The sequence below is a fragment of the Aminobacter sp. AP02 genome (assembly GCF_003148805.1).
Taxonomy (GTDB): domain Bacteria; phylum Pseudomonadota; class Alphaproteobacteria; order Rhizobiales; family Rhizobiaceae; genus Aminobacter.
In genome coordinates this window covers 1-14,217 of the sequence record NZ_QGGX01000008.1, presented here as the reverse complement: position 1 = coordinate 14,217, position 14,217 = coordinate 1, and the positions used below count along the sequence as shown (strand labels likewise).

Annotated in this window: 17 protein-coding genes; 16 read left to right on the top strand and 1 reads right to left on the bottom strand. The window is 61.0% G+C overall.

The window, feature by feature from the left end; all coding sequences use genetic code 11:
* Positions 1–3: 3 nt before the first annotated feature.
* From C8K44_RS11885 to C8K44_RS11855, 7 genes are all read left to right on the top strand, one after another.
* Complete coding sequence (locus tag C8K44_RS11885; RefSeq protein WP_109576011.1) at positions 4–591, top strand: peptidylprolyl isomerase; 588 nt, start codon at positions 4–6, stop codon at positions 589–591.
* A gap of 26 nt (positions 592–617) precedes the next feature.
* Positions 618–1,133, top strand: a complete 516-nt coding sequence (locus tag C8K44_RS11880) for a peptidylprolyl isomerase (protein WP_109576010.1) — start codon at positions 618–620, stop codon at positions 1,131–1,133.
* Positions 1,134–1,140: 7 nt separating this feature from the next.
* Complete coding sequence (locus tag C8K44_RS11875) at positions 1,141–1,590, top strand: DMT family transporter (protein WP_109576218.1); 450 nt, start codon at positions 1,141–1,143, stop codon at positions 1,588–1,590.
* Positions 1,590–2,666 (top strand): tRNA preQ1(34) S-adenosylmethionine ribosyltransferase-isomerase QueA, encoded by a 1,077-nt coding sequence (gene queA, locus C8K44_RS11870; protein WP_109576009.1) that lies wholly within the window; start codon positions 1,590–1,592, stop codon positions 2,664–2,666. The genes C8K44_RS11875 and queA overlap by 1 nt, the downstream gene beginning before the upstream one ends.
* The gene (tgt, locus tag C8K44_RS11865) at positions 2,663–3,802 is read left to right on the top strand and encodes a tRNA guanosine(34) transglycosylase Tgt (protein ID WP_109576008.1); all 1,140 of its coding nucleotides are present in this window, start codon (positions 2,663–2,665) and stop codon (positions 3,800–3,802) included. The genes queA and tgt overlap by 4 nt, the downstream gene beginning before the upstream one ends.
* Positions 3,803–3,864: 62 nt before the next feature.
* Positions 3,865–4,839 carry a threo-3-hydroxy-L-aspartate ammonia-lyase gene (locus tag C8K44_RS11860; protein WP_109576007.1) on the top strand — a complete coding sequence of 325 codons (975 nt, stop codon included), beginning with the start codon at positions 3,865–3,867 and terminating at the stop codon, positions 4,837–4,839.
* Between the two features lie 187 nt (positions 4,840–5,026).
* Positions 5,027–5,785 carry a class I SAM-dependent methyltransferase gene (locus C8K44_RS11855; protein ID WP_109576217.1) on the top strand — a complete coding sequence of 253 codons (759 nt, stop codon included), beginning with the start codon at positions 5,027–5,029 and terminating at the stop codon, positions 5,783–5,785.
* A 2-nt stretch (positions 5,786–5,787) separates the two neighbouring features.
* Here C8K44_RS11855 and C8K44_RS11850 read toward each other — a convergent pair whose 3' ends face one another.
* A complete protein-coding gene (locus C8K44_RS11850) occupies positions 5,788–6,201 on the bottom strand; it encodes a DUF4864 domain-containing protein (RefSeq protein ID WP_109576216.1) in 414 nt (137 codons plus the stop codon).
* 193 nt (positions 6,202–6,394) lie between these two features.
* Between C8K44_RS11850 and C8K44_RS11845 the strand changes: the two genes are divergently transcribed.
* The 9 genes from C8K44_RS11845 to C8K44_RS11805 all read left to right on the top strand — a co-directional run bounded on the left by C8K44_RS11845 (position 6,395) and on the right by C8K44_RS11805 (position 14,087).
* On the top strand, positions 6,395–6,631 hold the full coding sequence (locus C8K44_RS11845) for an Lrp/AsnC ligand binding domain-containing protein (protein ID WP_109576006.1): 237 nt from the start codon (positions 6,395–6,397) through the stop codon (positions 6,629–6,631).
* A 153-nt stretch (positions 6,632–6,784) separates the two neighbouring features.
* A complete protein-coding gene (locus tag C8K44_RS11840; protein WP_199227076.1) occupies positions 6,785–8,197 on the top strand; it encodes a circularly permuted type 2 ATP-grasp protein in 1,413 nt (470 codons plus the stop codon).
* A gap of 43 nt (positions 8,198–8,240) precedes the next feature.
* Positions 8,241–8,612 (top strand): four helix bundle protein, encoded by a 372-nt coding sequence (locus C8K44_RS11835; RefSeq protein ID WP_109576005.1) that lies wholly within the window; start codon positions 8,241–8,243, stop codon positions 8,610–8,612.
* Positions 8,613–8,666: 54 nt separating this feature from the next.
* On the top strand, positions 8,667–9,608 hold the full coding sequence (locus C8K44_RS11830) for an alpha-E domain-containing protein (RefSeq protein WP_109576004.1): 942 nt from the start codon (positions 8,667–8,669) through the stop codon (positions 9,606–9,608).
* Positions 9,609–9,620: 12 nt separating this feature from the next.
* Positions 9,621–10,415: a transglutaminase family protein gene (locus tag C8K44_RS11825; protein WP_109576003.1), complete on the top strand. Its 795-nt coding sequence runs from the start codon at positions 9,621–9,623 to the stop codon at positions 10,413–10,415.
* A gap of 33 nt (positions 10,416–10,448) precedes the next feature.
* Positions 10,449–11,180 carry a proteasome-type protease gene (locus C8K44_RS11820; RefSeq protein ID WP_109576002.1) on the top strand — a complete coding sequence of 244 codons (732 nt, stop codon included), beginning with the start codon at positions 10,449–10,451 and terminating at the stop codon, positions 11,178–11,180.
* A 39-nt stretch (positions 11,181–11,219) separates the two neighbouring features.
* A complete protein-coding gene (locus tag C8K44_RS11815; protein ID WP_109576001.1) occupies positions 11,220–12,629 on the top strand; it encodes an aspartate aminotransferase family protein in 1,410 nt (469 codons plus the stop codon).
* 75 nt (positions 12,630–12,704) lie between these two features.
* Complete coding sequence (locus C8K44_RS11810) at positions 12,705–13,481, top strand: DeoR/GlpR family DNA-binding transcription regulator (protein WP_109576000.1); 777 nt, start codon at positions 12,705–12,707, stop codon at positions 13,479–13,481.
* A 174-nt stretch (positions 13,482–13,655) separates the two neighbouring features.
* Positions 13,656–14,087, top strand: coding sequence for a GtrA family protein (locus tag C8K44_RS11805; protein WP_109575999.1), 432 nt, complete (start codon positions 13,656–13,658; stop codon positions 14,085–14,087).
* Positions 14,088–14,217 lie beyond the last annotated feature (130 nt).

The window sequence follows — 14,217 nt, the reverse complement described above, 5'->3', positions numbered from 1 at the left end:
AAAATGCAGCTCAGGAAGCTTGCCTCGTCCTTCGTTGTTCTCACCGGCCTGCTGGCCGGGTCGGTCGCGGCGTTCGCCGCGGAGCCGGAAAATACGATGATCATCACGCTCAAGGGTGGCGACGTGACCGTGGCGCTGCGCCCCGACCTCGCGCCCAAGCATGTCGCTCAGATCAAGGAACTGGTGCGCGAAGGCGCTTATGACAATGTCGCCTTCCACCGTGTCATCGACGGTTTCATGGCCCAGACCGGCGACGTCGAGTTCGGAGACATGAAGGACGGCTACAATGCCGCCCGCGCCGGCACTGGCGGCTCGAAGTTGCCTGACCTGCCAGCGGAATTCTCGAAGGAGAATTTCAAGCGCGGTGTCGTCGGCATGGCGCGTTCGCAGGATCCCAATTCGGCGAACTCGCAGTTCTTCATCATGTTCGACACCGCATCCTCGCTCGACGGCCAGTACACGATCGTCGGCGACGTCGAGAAGGGCATGGATCTTGTTGACGGGATCAAGAAGGGCGATGCGGCTGACAACGGCGCCGTCAGCGACCCCGACCGCATGATCAAGGTCCGCATCGCCGCGGACGCCAAGTAAACCTAAAACGAAAAAGGATATCCATCATGGCCGAGATCAAGGATCGCGAAAACGCGCTGATCATGGAAACCACCAAGGGCAAGGTGGTAATCGAATTGTTGCCGGACCTGGCTCCCGGCCATGTCGGCCGGATCAAGGAACTGGCACGCGAAGGCGCCTATGATGGCGTCGTGTTCCATCGCGTCATCGAGGGCTTCATGGCCCAGACCGGCGACGTGCAGTACGGCAACTCGACCAAGCCGTCTTTCAACCCGTCGCGCGCTGGCATGGGCGGCTCGGACAAGGCCGACCTCAAGGCGGAGTTCTCCAACATGAACCACGCACGTGGCACCTGCTCGATGGCACGTTCGCAGAACCCGAACTCGGCCAACTCGCAGTTCTTCATCTGCTTCGAAGACGCCGGCTTCCTCAACCGCCAGTACACGGTGTGGGGCCAGGTCATCGAAGGCATGGAAAACGTCGACAAGATCAAGCGTGGCGAGCCGGTGCAGGATCCCGACAAGATCGTGTCGATGAAGGTCGCGGCGGACGTCGCGGAATAAAATGGCAATCTCGGGCGTTCTCTGGTCGCTTCTCGGCGTTCTGGCGGGCGCCTTCATTGCCATTCAAGCGCCGATCAATTCGCAGCTGGCGCGCGGGCTCGGTGTGCCCGTCGCGGCGGCTGCGATTTCGTTTCTTGCCGGCGCCGTTGTGCTGGGCATCGTCACCTTGGTGACCACCCGCGCGCAGGGCGTTTCCATTGATTGGCGTGCGCCCGCGCCCTGGCTTTTCGTTGCCGGCGGCGCGCTAGGCGCGGTCTATGTTACAAGCTCGGTGCTGCTCACGCCACGCATAGGTGCGGCGGCACTGATGGCTTTTCTGGTTGCAGGCCAACTACTGGCTGGAATGCTGGTCGACAGGGCCGGCTATCTAGGCGTTGCGGTCCGTGAAATCTCCATGGGCCGTGTTGTCGGCGCCATGTTGCTGCTCGCTGGAGCAATGATGATCCGTATCTACTGATGCGTGTTGACCTTTTCGATTTCGAGCTTCCCGAGGAACGGATCGCGCTGCGCCCGGCCGAACCGCGCGATTCCGCGCGCATGCTGGTGGTGCGTCCCGACGACAAGCTAGCTGATTTCAGTGTGCGCGACCTGCCGTCGCTGCTTGAGCCGGGCGACGTCCTGGTGCTCAACGACACGCGCGTGATCCCGGCACAGCTCAAGGGTACGCGCGTGCGCGGCGAGGCCCAGGCCCATGTCGACGCAACGCTGCATATGCGTGTCGGTCCCGACCGTTGGCTCGCCTTCATGCGGCCCGGCAAGCGCGTGGCTGTCGGCGACCGTATCCATTTCGGCCACAGCGGCGAGGTCTGCGCGATCGGCCAGCTCGACGCCACTGTAATCGAAAAGGGCGAGGCGGGAGAGGCTTTGCTTGCTTTCGACTTCTCCGGTGCCGCTCTCGACGAGGCGCTGCATGCTGTGGGCCATATCCCGCTGCCGCCTTACATCGCTTCCAAGCGTCCCGACGACGCTCGCGACCGCAGCGACTACCAGACCGTGTATGCCAAGGAAGAGGGCGCTGTCGCAGCCCCTACCGCCGGGCTGCACTTCACGCCGGAGCTGTTCGCCCAATTGGAAGCCAAGGGAATCGAACGCCAATTCGTGACGCTTCATGTCGGTGCTGGCACCTTCCTGCCAGTGAAGGCCGACGACACGGCCGAGCACAAGATGCACTCCGAGATCGGCCATGTCTCGGAAGAAACAGCGCAGGCCTTGAATGCTGCCAGGGCGCGCGGCAACCAGGTTGTCGCGGTGGGCACGACGTCGCTGCGTCTGATGGAAAGTGCTGCGCGCGCCGACGGCACCATCGCCGCATGGTCGGGACCGACCGACATCTTCATCACGCCCGGCTACCGCTTCAAATTCGTCGATGCGCTGATGACCAATTTCCATTTGCCGCGCTCAACGTTGTTCATGCTGGTTTCGGCCTTTCGCGGGCTCGAGCGGATGCATGAGGTCTATGCGCACGCTATTTCCAGCGGCTACCGCTTCTACTCCTATGGTGATGCCAGCCTGCTGTTCAGGAACGACCGATGAGTGAAGAGTTCAAGTTCAACGTACTTGCCACCGACGGCAAGGCGCGCCGCGGCGAGATCACCATGCCGCGCGGTACGATCCGGACGCCGGCCTTCATGCCGGTCGGCACCGGCGGCACGGTCAAGGCGATGTATATGGACCAGGTGCGCGGCGTGGGCGCCGATATCATCCTGGGCAACACCTACCACCTGATGTTACGCCCGGGCGCCGAACGGGTGGCGAGGCTTGGCGGCCTGCACGAGTTCGCCCGCTGGCCGCACCCGATCCTGACCGATTCCGGCGGTTTCCAGGTGATGTCGTTGTCCAAGCTGCGCAAGCTGAGCGAAAAGGGCGTGACTTTCCGCTCGCATATCGACGGCGCGGCCTACGAGATGTCGCCGGAACGTTCTATCGAGATCCAGGGCCTGCTCGATTCCGACATCCAGATGCAGCTCGACGAATGTACCGCTCTGCCAGCGACGCCGAAGGAAATCGAGCGCGCAATGGAGCTGTCGTTGCGCTGGGCCGATCGCTGCAAGACCGCCTTCGGTCACCAGCCTGGCAAGGCGATGTTCGGTATCGTCCAGGGCGGCGACATCCCTGACATGCGCGTGCGCTCGGCGCAGGCGCTGAAGGGGCTCGACCTCAAGGGTTATGCCGTGGGCGGACTTGCCGTCGGCGAGCCGCAGGAAGTGATGCTCGACATGCTCGACATCACCTGCCCGGAGCTGCCCCAGGAAAAGCCACGCTATCTGATGGGCGTGGGCACCCCCGACGACATCATCAAATCGGTAGCGCGCGGCATCGACATGTTCGACTGCGTTATGCCGACCCGCGCCGGCCGCCACGGCCTGGCCTACACCCGTCGCGGCAAGGTCAATCTTCGCAACGCACGCCATGCCGACGACCCCCGTCCGCTGGACGAAGAGAGCGATTGCCCAGCCGCGCGCGACTACAGCCGCGCCTACCTGCATCATCTGGTGAAATCGGGCGAGGCGCTGGGCGCCATGCTGTTGACCTGGAACAACCTGTCTTATTACCAACAGCTGATGGGCGAGATCCGCGTTTCTATCGAAGCCGGCAAGTTCGTCGATCGCGCGGCAGAAATCACCGAGGGTTGGGTGCGGGGCGATTTGCCGGTACATTCCGGGCTCTGAGCCAGCTGCGTCAGCGGAAGCGAATACGCCCTTCAGCCGGGCTCGCGTGAAAAGGGGGCGACATGATTGCGAAGTTGCGAATTCCGACCTTCGAGGACGTACGAGACGCACAGGCGCGCATAGCGGGCAATGCCCATCGCACGCCGGTGCTGACCTCGCGCACCGCCAATGCAATGGTCGACGGTGAACTCTTCTTCAAGGCCGAGAACCTGCAGCGGGCCGGTGCGTTCAAGTTCCGGGGCGCCTACAACGCCGTTTCCGCGCTCGACGCGGATGCGCGTCGCAAGGGCGTCGTTGCCTTTTCGTCCGGCAATCATGCCCAGGCGCTCGCCTATGCGGCTACGCTGCTCGGTGCGCCGTCGGTGATAGTCATGCCCAAGGATGCGCCCGAGATCAAGGTTGCGGCAACGAGGGGGTATGGCGCGGAGGTCGTGTTCTTCGACCGCTACAGCGATGACCGCGAGGCAATCGCGCGCGCTATTTCCGAGGAACGCGGCATGGCGATGATCCCGCCATTCGATCATCCCGACATCATTGCCGGGCAGGGCACTGCGGCATTGGAATTGATCGAGGAGGTCGGAGAGCTCGACATGCTGATCACGCCGCTGGGCGGCGGCGGGCTGCTCGCCGGCTGCGCGCTCAGCGCCAAGGCATTGAACCCGGATTGCCGGGTCATCGGCGTCGAACCCGAGGCAGGCAACGATGGCCAGCAATCGCTGCAGAAAGGCGAGGTGGTTCGCATCGCGCCGCCGAAGTCGATTGCCGACGGGGCGCTGACGACATTCGTCGGCTACCACAATTTTCCGATCCTGCAGTCCAAGGTGGACGGCATCGTCACCGTCAGCGACGGACAGCTGGTATCGACGATGCGCTTCTTTGCGGAGCGCATGAAGATCATCGTCGAGCCAACTGGTTGCCTTGGCGCGTCCGCGGCGCTCAACAATGTCGTCGATTGCGCGGGAAAACGCGTCGGCATCGTTCTGAGCGGCGGCAACGTCGATCTCAAGGCGTTGAGCGGGTTTTTCGCCGGCGCCTGACATTAAGGCGGCGCACGCGGACCTTCTCGCTGCAAGGCGTGGTGCCTGCGCCACAGGCGCTGCGCAAAGCTCTCGAGCCGAAGAGTTCGCGACTGGACGCAGCAAGCAATTCCGTCCTATGGCGCTGGTTATGCTTGACCTCGCGAAGGTCTGGAACGATAGCTGAAAGTCGGTGAGGCGGGTGCGCGTGAACAACAGATACGGAACGCTTGCCTCCTGGGTATACAACCTCGACAAACCGGTGGGCCGCTCTTTTGGCGACATCGAATATTATAGTGAACGTCTTTCAGGTTGCGCAGGTCCGGTGCTGGAGCCTGCCGTCGGCAATGGTCGTTTCCTGGTTCCTATACTCGAGGCGGGGATCGATATCCGTGGTTTCGATCCTTCCGAGGAAATGCTCGGCTACTGCCGCAACGCCCGAGCGGCTGAAATGCTCGAAGGCCGGCTGAGCCGCCAGACGTTCGAACACTTCAACTACGACACCACGTTCGCGGCTATCGTCGTGCCACTGGGCTCGTTCCATCTGATCACCGACGTGGCTGTGGCCAGATCGGTGTTGCGGCGGTTCTTCGACTATCTGGCGCCAGGCGGCCAGTTGATGATCGATCTCGACGCCATCGGCGGGTTCTTGGGTGAGGGCGGCCGGGTGCGCAGTTGGACCACTGATGACGGCGACCTGCTGACGCTGACCGACGCGCGCGTTTCCACTGATTTCATCGCGCAGACGACGGTGACGCATCTGCGCTACGAGCTGTGGAAGGGCACCAAACTCGCTGGCACCGAACTGGAACTGTTCAGCCTGCGCTGGTGGGGCGTCGAGGAATTCGCCATGGCGCTGCGCGAGGCGGGTTTCGTCGACATCGTTGCCTCCGGCAATTATAGCTACGGGCAGGCACCGGCAACGGGCTGTGACACGATCAGCTTCGAGGCGCGCCGCCCGGTCTGATATCAGGTGCTCAGCGACTTCGCTGCGTGCAGGCTCACGCCGGTGATGCGCCAGATGCCGTCGGGCTGCAATTCGAGTGTGTAGACGGCTTCATAGTCCTTGCCATCCGGCCCGACGATCAGCACTTGCTGGACGATCGCTGTCGAACTGGTTTCCTTGGACTTGCCGAAGGAAAAACTCTGTGGCTTCTGCACCGGCTTGTAGGCCCCGGTGACCATGCTCATGAATGTGTCGAGTGTGGGGGAGATGCGCTTCACATTGGGCGCGGCGTAGCCATAGGCACCGGCATCGTCGCCGGTGCGAAAAGCATGGAGCTGGCCGGAGATGCTGTCCTGCGCCGCCTTGATCTCGGCATCGCCGGCAAGCGCTGGCAAGGCGAAAAACAGCGAAACAACAATGATTGCCGCACAGCGCATCATGACGTCTCCCACTTCGTGGCGGGCCATTGGCCGGTGCCACATTCACATTGTATCATACGCAAGTGGTGCGGCTGCGGTTTCAGGCGAATGCGCGATTTGTCTCTGGAACGTTGCCAGGCATTGGCTTGAAAGCGCTGGTGCGTTCTGCGACAAGACCGGCAACAAGGGCAGGCCCGGAACGGATGACGCGATGAAGACCTTTTTCGTGCAGATCAAATGCGAACTCGGCAAGGCCTATGAGGTGGCGAGTGCGCTGGCGGATGCCGAGATCGCCTCGGAGATCTATTCGACGGCTGGCAATTTCGACCTGCTGGTGAAGTTCTATGTCGACGACGAGGAAGACATCGGCCACTTCGTCAACGAAAAGGTCCATGCCATCGGCAACATCAGGGACACATTCACGACCGTGACCTTCCGCGCGTTCTGAGCGCGGAAAGGGCAGGGATGCGCCCAAATCCCCGGCTTTTTGCCGAAACATTGGGCAATTTCCCGAATATGTAGCCGGCTGCGCCTGAAACCGGCGATTGCGCTTGATTTTCTCCCATGAGGTCATTTCACTGACCACATGGGGAGTTAGCCAGTGGTCGCGTTCGATGAAATGCTCCCGGCCGAAGCCGGATTGAGAAAACCCTACGAAGCCTATGACAGCTGGCTGAAAAACCAGGACCCCGCACGACTTACCGAAAAGATGCGCGATGCCGAGCGGGTATTCCGCAAGACCGGCATCACCTTTGCCGTCTATGGCGAGCAGGAAGCCTCCGAAAGGCTGATCCCCTTCGACATCGTGCCACGGATCATTTCCGGCAATGAGTGGCGACGACTGACGCAAGGCATCGAACAGCGGGTGCAGGCGCTCAACGCCTTCCTCGACGATATCTATCACCGCCAGGAGATTTTGCGCGCCGGCCGCGTGCCGCGTGAGCTGATCGCCACCAACGAGGCATTCCTGCCCGAGATGATCGGGGTCAGGCCACCGGCGGGGGTCTACACCCACATCATCGGCGTGGACATCGTGCGCATCGCCGAAAACGAGTTCTATGTACTCGAGGACAACGCGCGCACGCCTTCGGGCGTCTCCTACATGCTGGAGAACCGCGAAACGATGCTGCAGCTATTTCCCGAGCTGTTCCAGCGCATCAAGGTGCATCCCGTCGAGAACTACCCGCAATTGCTCAGGCAGTCGCTCGCGGCGGTGAGGCCGAATGGGGTGAGCGGCACGCCGACGATCGCCGTGCTGACGCCTGGCAGCTTCAACTCTGCCTATTTCGAGCATGCGTTCCTGGCCGACCAGATGGGGGTGCAACTTGTCGAAGGTCAGGATCTGCGCGTCGTCGACGGGCGCGTGGCGATGCGCACCACGGAGGGCTACAAGCAGATCGACGTGCTCTATCGCCGTGTCGACGACGCCTATCTCGATCCGCTGACCTTCAAGCCGGATTCGGCACTTGGCGTGCCCGGCATCATGGACATCTACCGCGCCGGCAACATCACCATTGCCAACGCTCCGGGCACCGGCATCGCCGATGACAAGGCGATCTATTCCTACATGCCCGAGATCATCGAGTTCTACACCGGCCGCAAGCCGATCCTCGGCAATATCCCGACCTGGCGCTGCTCCGAGCCCGACAGCCTGAAATATGTCCAGGAGCACCTGGCCGAACTGGTGGTCAAGGAAGTGCACGGCTCGGGCGGCTACGGCATGCTTGTGGGACCAGCGGCCTCCAAGAAAGAGCGCGAGGAGTTTTCCAAGAAGCTCGCGGTGCGGCCTTCCAACTACATCGCCCAGCCGACGCTATCGCTATCGACCTGTCCGATCCTCACCGAGAAGGGGCTCGCACCGCGCCATGTCGATCTCAGGCCGTTCGTGCTGGTTTCCGACCGCATTCGCATCGTGCCCGGAGGCCTGACGCGAGTGGCGCTCAAGGAAGGGTCGCTGGTGGTGAATTCGTCGCAAGGCGGAGGGACGAAGGACACCTGGGTTCTGGATGACTAGAGGGGCGAATAGCGAATAGTGAGTAGCGAATAGGGAGGAAGCACTGCCGGGAGTGATCAACTCATACAAGGATCTGGTCGTATGGCAGGTCTCAGTTGAGCTGGCCGTGAACTGCTATTCCGCCACCAAGGTCTTTCCGACAAATGAAGCCTTCGGGATGACAGCGCAGATTAGACGGGCCTCTACGTCGATCGCGGCGAACATCGCCGAGGGACATGGAAGAGAGAGTACCGGGTCATTCATTCAGTTTCTCAGGGTCGCTCAAGGTTCTCTCAAAGAGCTGGAAACACACATTATCTTGTCTGGTCGGGTTGGGTTGATGCGTGATGCTGAGACGAGGAAGTTACTCGAGCAATCGGACGAGATCGGCCGAATGCTGCGATCGATGATCAGGAGCCTGCAACAAAAGCCATGACAACTGCTCTCTATTCGCTACTCACTATTCGCCATTCGCTTCGGATGCCCTGACATGCTTCTGGGACGCACCGCCAACGGCCTCTACTGGATGAACCGCTACATCGAGCGGACCGAAAACATGGCAAGGCTGATCGATGCCGGTCTGCGCATGGCGCTGACCCGCAGCCAGGATGCCTCGGAGGAATGGAACTCGGTGCTGCTGTCGGCCGGTGCTGCCGGGGCGTTCGCCGCCAAACACAGCGACTATACGGCTGAAAACGTGGCCGACTTTCTTCTGCGCGACATGTCGAACCCCTCGAGCGCGGTCGCTGCCATCGAGACCGCACGCAACAATGCCCGCATGGTGCGCACGGCTCTGACCCGGGAGACCTGGGAAAGCATCAACGAAGCCTGGATGGCGATGAAGCGCATGCTCGAAAGCCCGATCGACCAGCGTGAATTGCCGAGCGTGCTCGACGCCGTCAAGCGCGAGACGGCGCTGATCCGCGGCTCGTTCTACGGCACCATGCTGCGCAACGAGATATTCGATTTTGCGCAACTCGGTACCTACGTCGAACGCGCCGACAACACCGCGCGCATACTCGACGTCAAATATTACGTCCTCTTGCCGTCGGTCGCATGGGTAGGCTCGTCACTCGACAACTACCAATGGGAGTCGATCCTGCGGTCGGTGGCGGCCCACAGGTCCTATCGCTGGGTCTACGAGGCCGAATACAAGCCGACAAACATCGCCGAGTACCTGATCCTCAATGTGCGCATGCCGCGCTCTCTCACCTTCAGTTATCGATTCCTGGCCGAACACCTGAAATTTCTTGGCGAGGACTACGGCACCAGGCAGCCGGCGCAGGAGATCGCCGAACGGACATATGCCAGGCTGCGCGGCACCGAGATCAAGGACATTTTCGAAACCGGTCTGCACGAGTTCCTGGCCGACTTCATTCAGGACAATAATCGGCTGGGCGATCAGGTCGCCCAGGATTTCGGCTTTTATTGAACGGATAGGAAGATGCGGCTCAAGGTCAGCCACCGCACCGAGTACAATTACGACGAGCCGATCCGCTATGGCCTGCAGCGTGTGCGCCTGTGGCCGGTGAGTGGGCCGGCGCAGACGGTGCTGACCTGGACGTTGCGTATCGAAGGCGCGCGCGAGGAGGTACGTTTCCTCGACCAGTTCGGCAATGACACCCGACTGCTCAGCATCGACGGCGAGCCGCACACGATCAGCATCGTCGCCGAAGGCGAGGTGGAGACCAACGAAACCACAGGCATTTCGGGGCCGCATCGTGGCTTTGCGCCGCTGTGGCTGTTCGAGCACCAGACACCGCTGACCGCCCCAGGCGCTGCGATCCGCGACCTTGCGGCCGATGTCGGGGAGGGTGGCGAACTGGAGCGGCTGCACGCCTTGATGGCAACGATCCAGCAACGCGTGGCCTACGTGACCGGCACGACCGACTCCCGCACGACCGCCGAAGAGGCGCTTGAGAAAGGTACCGGCGTTTGCCAGGACCACGCCCATGTCTTTGCCGCCTCGGCCCGGCTGCTTGGATTTCCGGCGCGTTACGTCAGCGGCTATCTGATGATGAACGATACGATCGAGCAGGTGGCGAGCCACGCCTGGGCGGAGGCCTATGTCAACGGTCTGGGCTGGGTCGGCTTTGACGCTGCCAACGGCGTGTCGCCTGATGGGCGCTATGTGCGCGTGGCAGTAGGGCGCGACTATCGCGAGGCGATGCCGATTTCGGGCATTCTGATCGGGAACGCCCAGGAACGGCTTGCAGTCCACATCACCGTAGAGCAGTAATCCGGCATAGAAGCGTTCGCCGGACTGGAATCGATGACCTATTGCGTCGGACTGAAGATTGATCGCGGCCTGGTGTTCATGTCGGACACGCGGACCAATGCCGGGGTCGACAGCATCTCGACCTTTCGCAAGATGCGGATCTGGGAGCTACCAGGCGAGCGCGTGGTCGTCTTGATGTCGGCTGGCAATCTGGCCACCACCCAGGCCGTGGTCAGTCTGCTCGACGAACGGACGAAGGCTACGGCCGAACGCGCGCCGACACTGCTCGAAGCACCATCCATGTACCAGATCGCGCGGCTGGTCGGCGACACGGTCAAGGAAGTGATCGCGCAGTCGGCACCCGCTGGACAGACCGCTGATGCGGCATTCAACGCCTCGTTCATCCTCGGTGGCCAGATCAAGGGAAGCGAACCCAGGCTGTTCATGATCTATCCCGAAGGCAATTTCATCGAATGCAGCGACGACACGCCATTCTTCCAGATCGGCGAGACCAAATACGGCAAGCCGATCATCGTACGCGCCTATGACAAGACGATGAGCTTCGCCGAAACGGTCAAGCTGCTGTTGGTGTCGTTCGATTCGACGCTGAAATCGAACCTGTCGGTCGGGCTGCCGCTCGACCTGGCATTCTACGAAAAAGACAGCTTCAAGATCGGCCTGAAGAAGCGGATCGGTGCTGACGATCCCTATTACCGGAGCGTTTCGGAGGGCTGGTCCGACGCGCTGAAGGCAGCGTTTCAAAGCTTGCCTGATTTCATCGAATAGCCGCCAAGTCTGGCCCAATACGCTCATCGGAGGACGACCATGGACAGCAACGAGTTTCGCCATTGGTCGGTGAAGGCGGCCGAATGGGGCGTCGATTACCGCGCCGGGTTGCGCGACCGGCCGGTGCGGCCGAAGGTCGAGCCAGGCCAGGTTTTGAACGCGATTGCGGCGAGCCCCCCTGAAGCAGCCGAGCCGATGGAAGCGATTTTCGCCGACTTCGAGGCGACGATCGTGCCAGGCATGACGCACTGGCAGCATCCGCGCTTCTTCGCCTATTTTCCCGCCAATGCGGCACCTGTCTCCGTGGTGGCGGAATATCTCGTCAGCGCCATGGCGGCGCAGTGCATGCTCTGGCAGACCTCTCCGGCAGCGACCGAACTGGAAACGCGCGTGGTCGACTGGCTGCGCCAGGCGCTCGGCCTGCCTACCGATTTTTCCGGCGTCATCCAGGATTCGGCTTCGTCTGCGACCCTCGCGGCGGTGCTGACCATGCGCGAGCGCACGCTCGACTGGCAAGGCAACAAGTCTGGCCTTGCGGGTGCCCCGCGCCTGCGGATCTATTGTTCCGAACACGTGCACACGTCCATCGACCGGGCCATCTGGGTTGCGGGGATTGGTGAGGAAAACCTCGTTCGCATCCCAACCGGCGGGCGCTATCGCGCGATGTCGACCCAGGCACTGGACGCGGCGATAGCCAAGGACCGGGAGCAGGGTTTTCTGCCAGCTGGCGTGATTGCTTGCGTCGGTGGCACCAGTGTAGGTGGCACCGACGATATTGCCACTGTGGTGGATGTCGCCAGGCGGCACGGTCTCTACACCCATGTCGACGCGGCCTGGGCTGGCTCAGCAATGATCTGTCCGGAGTTTCGGCACTTCTGGGCCGGCGTCGACGGTGCCGATTCGATCGTCTTCAATCCGCACAAATGGCTCGGCGCCCAGTTCGACTGCTCGATCCAGTTCATCCGCGATCCCGAAAGCCTGGTGCGGACACTGGCCATCCGGCCGGAGTTTTTGAAGACGCAAGGCCGTGAGGGAATCACCAATTATTCCGAATGGTCTGTGCCGCTTGGCCGGCGTTTCAGGGCACTTAAGCTGTGGTTCCTGCTCAGAGCCCATGGGCTGGAAGGCTTGCGAACGATGATCCGCAACCATGTGTCGTGGAGCGGCAAGTTGGCCGACCGGCTCGGACGGGAACCCGATTTCGAGATCACCAGCGTGCCGATGTTGTCGTTGTTTTCCTTCCGACATGCCCCTGCGGGCGTAATCGATCTCGACCAGCACAATCTGGCTCTGGTGGAAGCGATCAATCGCGACGGCCGCATCTATCTGACCCAGACCCGCGTCGATGGCCGCGCCGTGATCCGTTTCCAGGCGGGGCAGTTCGAAGCGACCGAGGCCGATGTCGACAAAGCTTTCGAGGTGATCACCGAGCTTGCGCGGCAAAAGTGAACGCTTTCGAGATGCCTTTTCACTGCTTTCGTTTTCCCCTATCGTTGTTCAAAACGAAATTCGGGGAACGCCAAGATGTACCTTTCACCGCGCCAGTCCGAAATCATCCAACTCGCCAAGGACAATGGCCGTGTGCTGGTCGACGATCTGGCTTCGCATTTCCAGGTTACGCCGCAGACCATCCGCAAGGATCTCAACGATCTCTGCGACCAGCGCCTGCTGAGCCGCATTCACGGCGGGGCGCTGTTTCCTTCGGGAATCGAAAACCTCGAATATGAGGCGCGGCGCAAGATCGCGGCTGACGAAAAGGATGCGATCGGGCAGGCGGCGGCACGCATCATCCCCGACAATGCTTCGTTGTTCGTCAACATCGGCACTACGACCGAGGCCGTCGGCAAGGCGCTGCTCGACCATAAGGGCCTGATGGTCATCACTAACAACATCAATGTTGCCAACAGGATGCGCGTTTATCCTGATATGGAAGTGGTGATCGCCGGAGGCGTTGTGCGCGGGTCCGACGGCGGCATTGTCGGCGAAGCCGCTGTCGATTTCATCCGTCAGTTCAAGGTCGACTATGCCGTGATCGGAGCGTCGGCGATCGACCATGACGGCGCGCTGCTCGACTTCGATTTTCGCGAGGTGAAGGTTGCTCAGGCAATCATCGCCAACGCGCGCCACGTCATTTTGGTTTCGGACCGGACGAAATTCGAACGCACCGCGCCGGTGCGCATCGCCCATCTGTCGCAGATGGACACCTTCATTACCGATCATTGCGACATTCCAAGCATCCGCAAGATCTGCGCGGAATCGGACGTTCAGCTCGTGGAAACGAAAAGACCCGCGCCTTTGTGAACGCGGGTCCTGTGATGTTGTCGGAGGTTGCTCAGTAGCGCACTACTGGCGCGGGCCGCTGTTGGGCTGGAAGGTAATGTCAGAGGCCCGGTACAGCGATTGCAGCACCACTGCGAACGCCTGCGGTGGCGCGAGGGGTGGTTTTGGGCCAAGCATATCCGGTTGTGATTTGAAATGCCGAATGCTACCTGCTCAAAAAACGCGTGTTCTCTCGACTTGTATGGCCTCATGCTGAAATCGTCCGTCGTCCGCTTTGCAATAGTTGGAGTGGGTGCGACCCTGACGCATCTGTGCGTAGCGGCAATCTTGCTCGGCCTCAATCCGTCATTGCATGCCCTTTCGGTCAACACCATTGCATTCTGCGTCGCCGTTTTTGTTTCATACTTGGGGCATGCGCGTTTTACGTTCAAACGATCGGGATCCGCGTGGAAATATTTCTTCACAAGCGTTCTGGGCCTGCTGATCAACAACTCAATCGTAATTGCTGCAAGTTTGTTTGTTCCGTACAAACTTCTTTGTATCGCCTTGGGAACGTTCATAGCTCCAGCTTTTGTTTATCTGGTTTCCAGTCGGTGGGTATTTCAACGACATCAACAAAATGGATAATCGACTTTACTCAATAGATAGCGCTCCGCGGATAATGAACCGCACCGGGTTTGCCGGAGGCTGTTTGGTTTAAGTTACGCGGCCATGGCTGGCTCGTCCAGCATAGCGTAATGCTGCTCCTCGGCCTCGG

What these genes read in the sequence shown, in the direction of transcription:
- C8K44_RS11860 (WP_109576007.1), top strand. Translation starts at nt 3,865, where the DNA reads ATGATTGCGAAGTTGCGAATTCCGACCTTCGAGGACGTACGAGACGCA.
- tgt (WP_109576008.1), top strand. Translation starts at nt 2,663, where the DNA reads ATGAGTGAAGAGTTCAAGTTCAACGTACTTGCCACCGACGGCAAGGCG.
- C8K44_RS11805 (WP_109575999.1), top strand. Translation starts at nt 13,656, where the DNA reads ATGCCGAATGCTACCTGCTCAAAAAACGCGTGTTCTCTCGACTTGTAT.
- C8K44_RS11820 (WP_109576002.1), top strand. Translation starts at nt 10,449, where the DNA reads ATGACCTATTGCGTCGGACTGAAGATTGATCGCGGCCTGGTGTTCATG.
- C8K44_RS11880 (WP_109576010.1), top strand. Translation starts at nt 618, where the DNA reads ATGGCCGAGATCAAGGATCGCGAAAACGCGCTGATCATGGAAACCACC.
- C8K44_RS11825 (WP_109576003.1), top strand. Translation starts at nt 9,621, where the DNA reads ATGCGGCTCAAGGTCAGCCACCGCACCGAGTACAATTACGACGAGCCG.
- C8K44_RS11845 (WP_109576006.1), top strand. Translation starts at nt 6,395, where the DNA reads ATGAAGACCTTTTTCGTGCAGATCAAATGCGAACTCGGCAAGGCCTAT.
- C8K44_RS11885 (WP_109576011.1), top strand. Translation starts at nt 4, where the DNA reads ATGCAGCTCAGGAAGCTTGCCTCGTCCTTCGTTGTTCTCACCGGCCTG.
- C8K44_RS11830 (WP_109576004.1), top strand. Translation starts at nt 8,667, where the DNA reads ATGCTTCTGGGACGCACCGCCAACGGCCTCTACTGGATGAACCGCTAC.
- C8K44_RS11815 (WP_109576001.1), top strand. Translation starts at nt 11,220, where the DNA reads ATGGACAGCAACGAGTTTCGCCATTGGTCGGTGAAGGCGGCCGAATGG.
- queA (WP_109576009.1), top strand. Translation starts at nt 1,590, where the DNA reads ATGCGTGTTGACCTTTTCGATTTCGAGCTTCCCGAGGAACGGATCGCG.
- C8K44_RS11850 (WP_109576216.1), bottom strand. Translation starts at nt 6,201, where the DNA reads ATGCGCTGTGCGGCAATCATTGTTGTTTCGCTGTTTTTCGCCTTGCCA.
- C8K44_RS11810 (WP_109576000.1), top strand. Translation starts at nt 12,705, where the DNA reads ATGTACCTTTCACCGCGCCAGTCCGAAATCATCCAACTCGCCAAGGAC.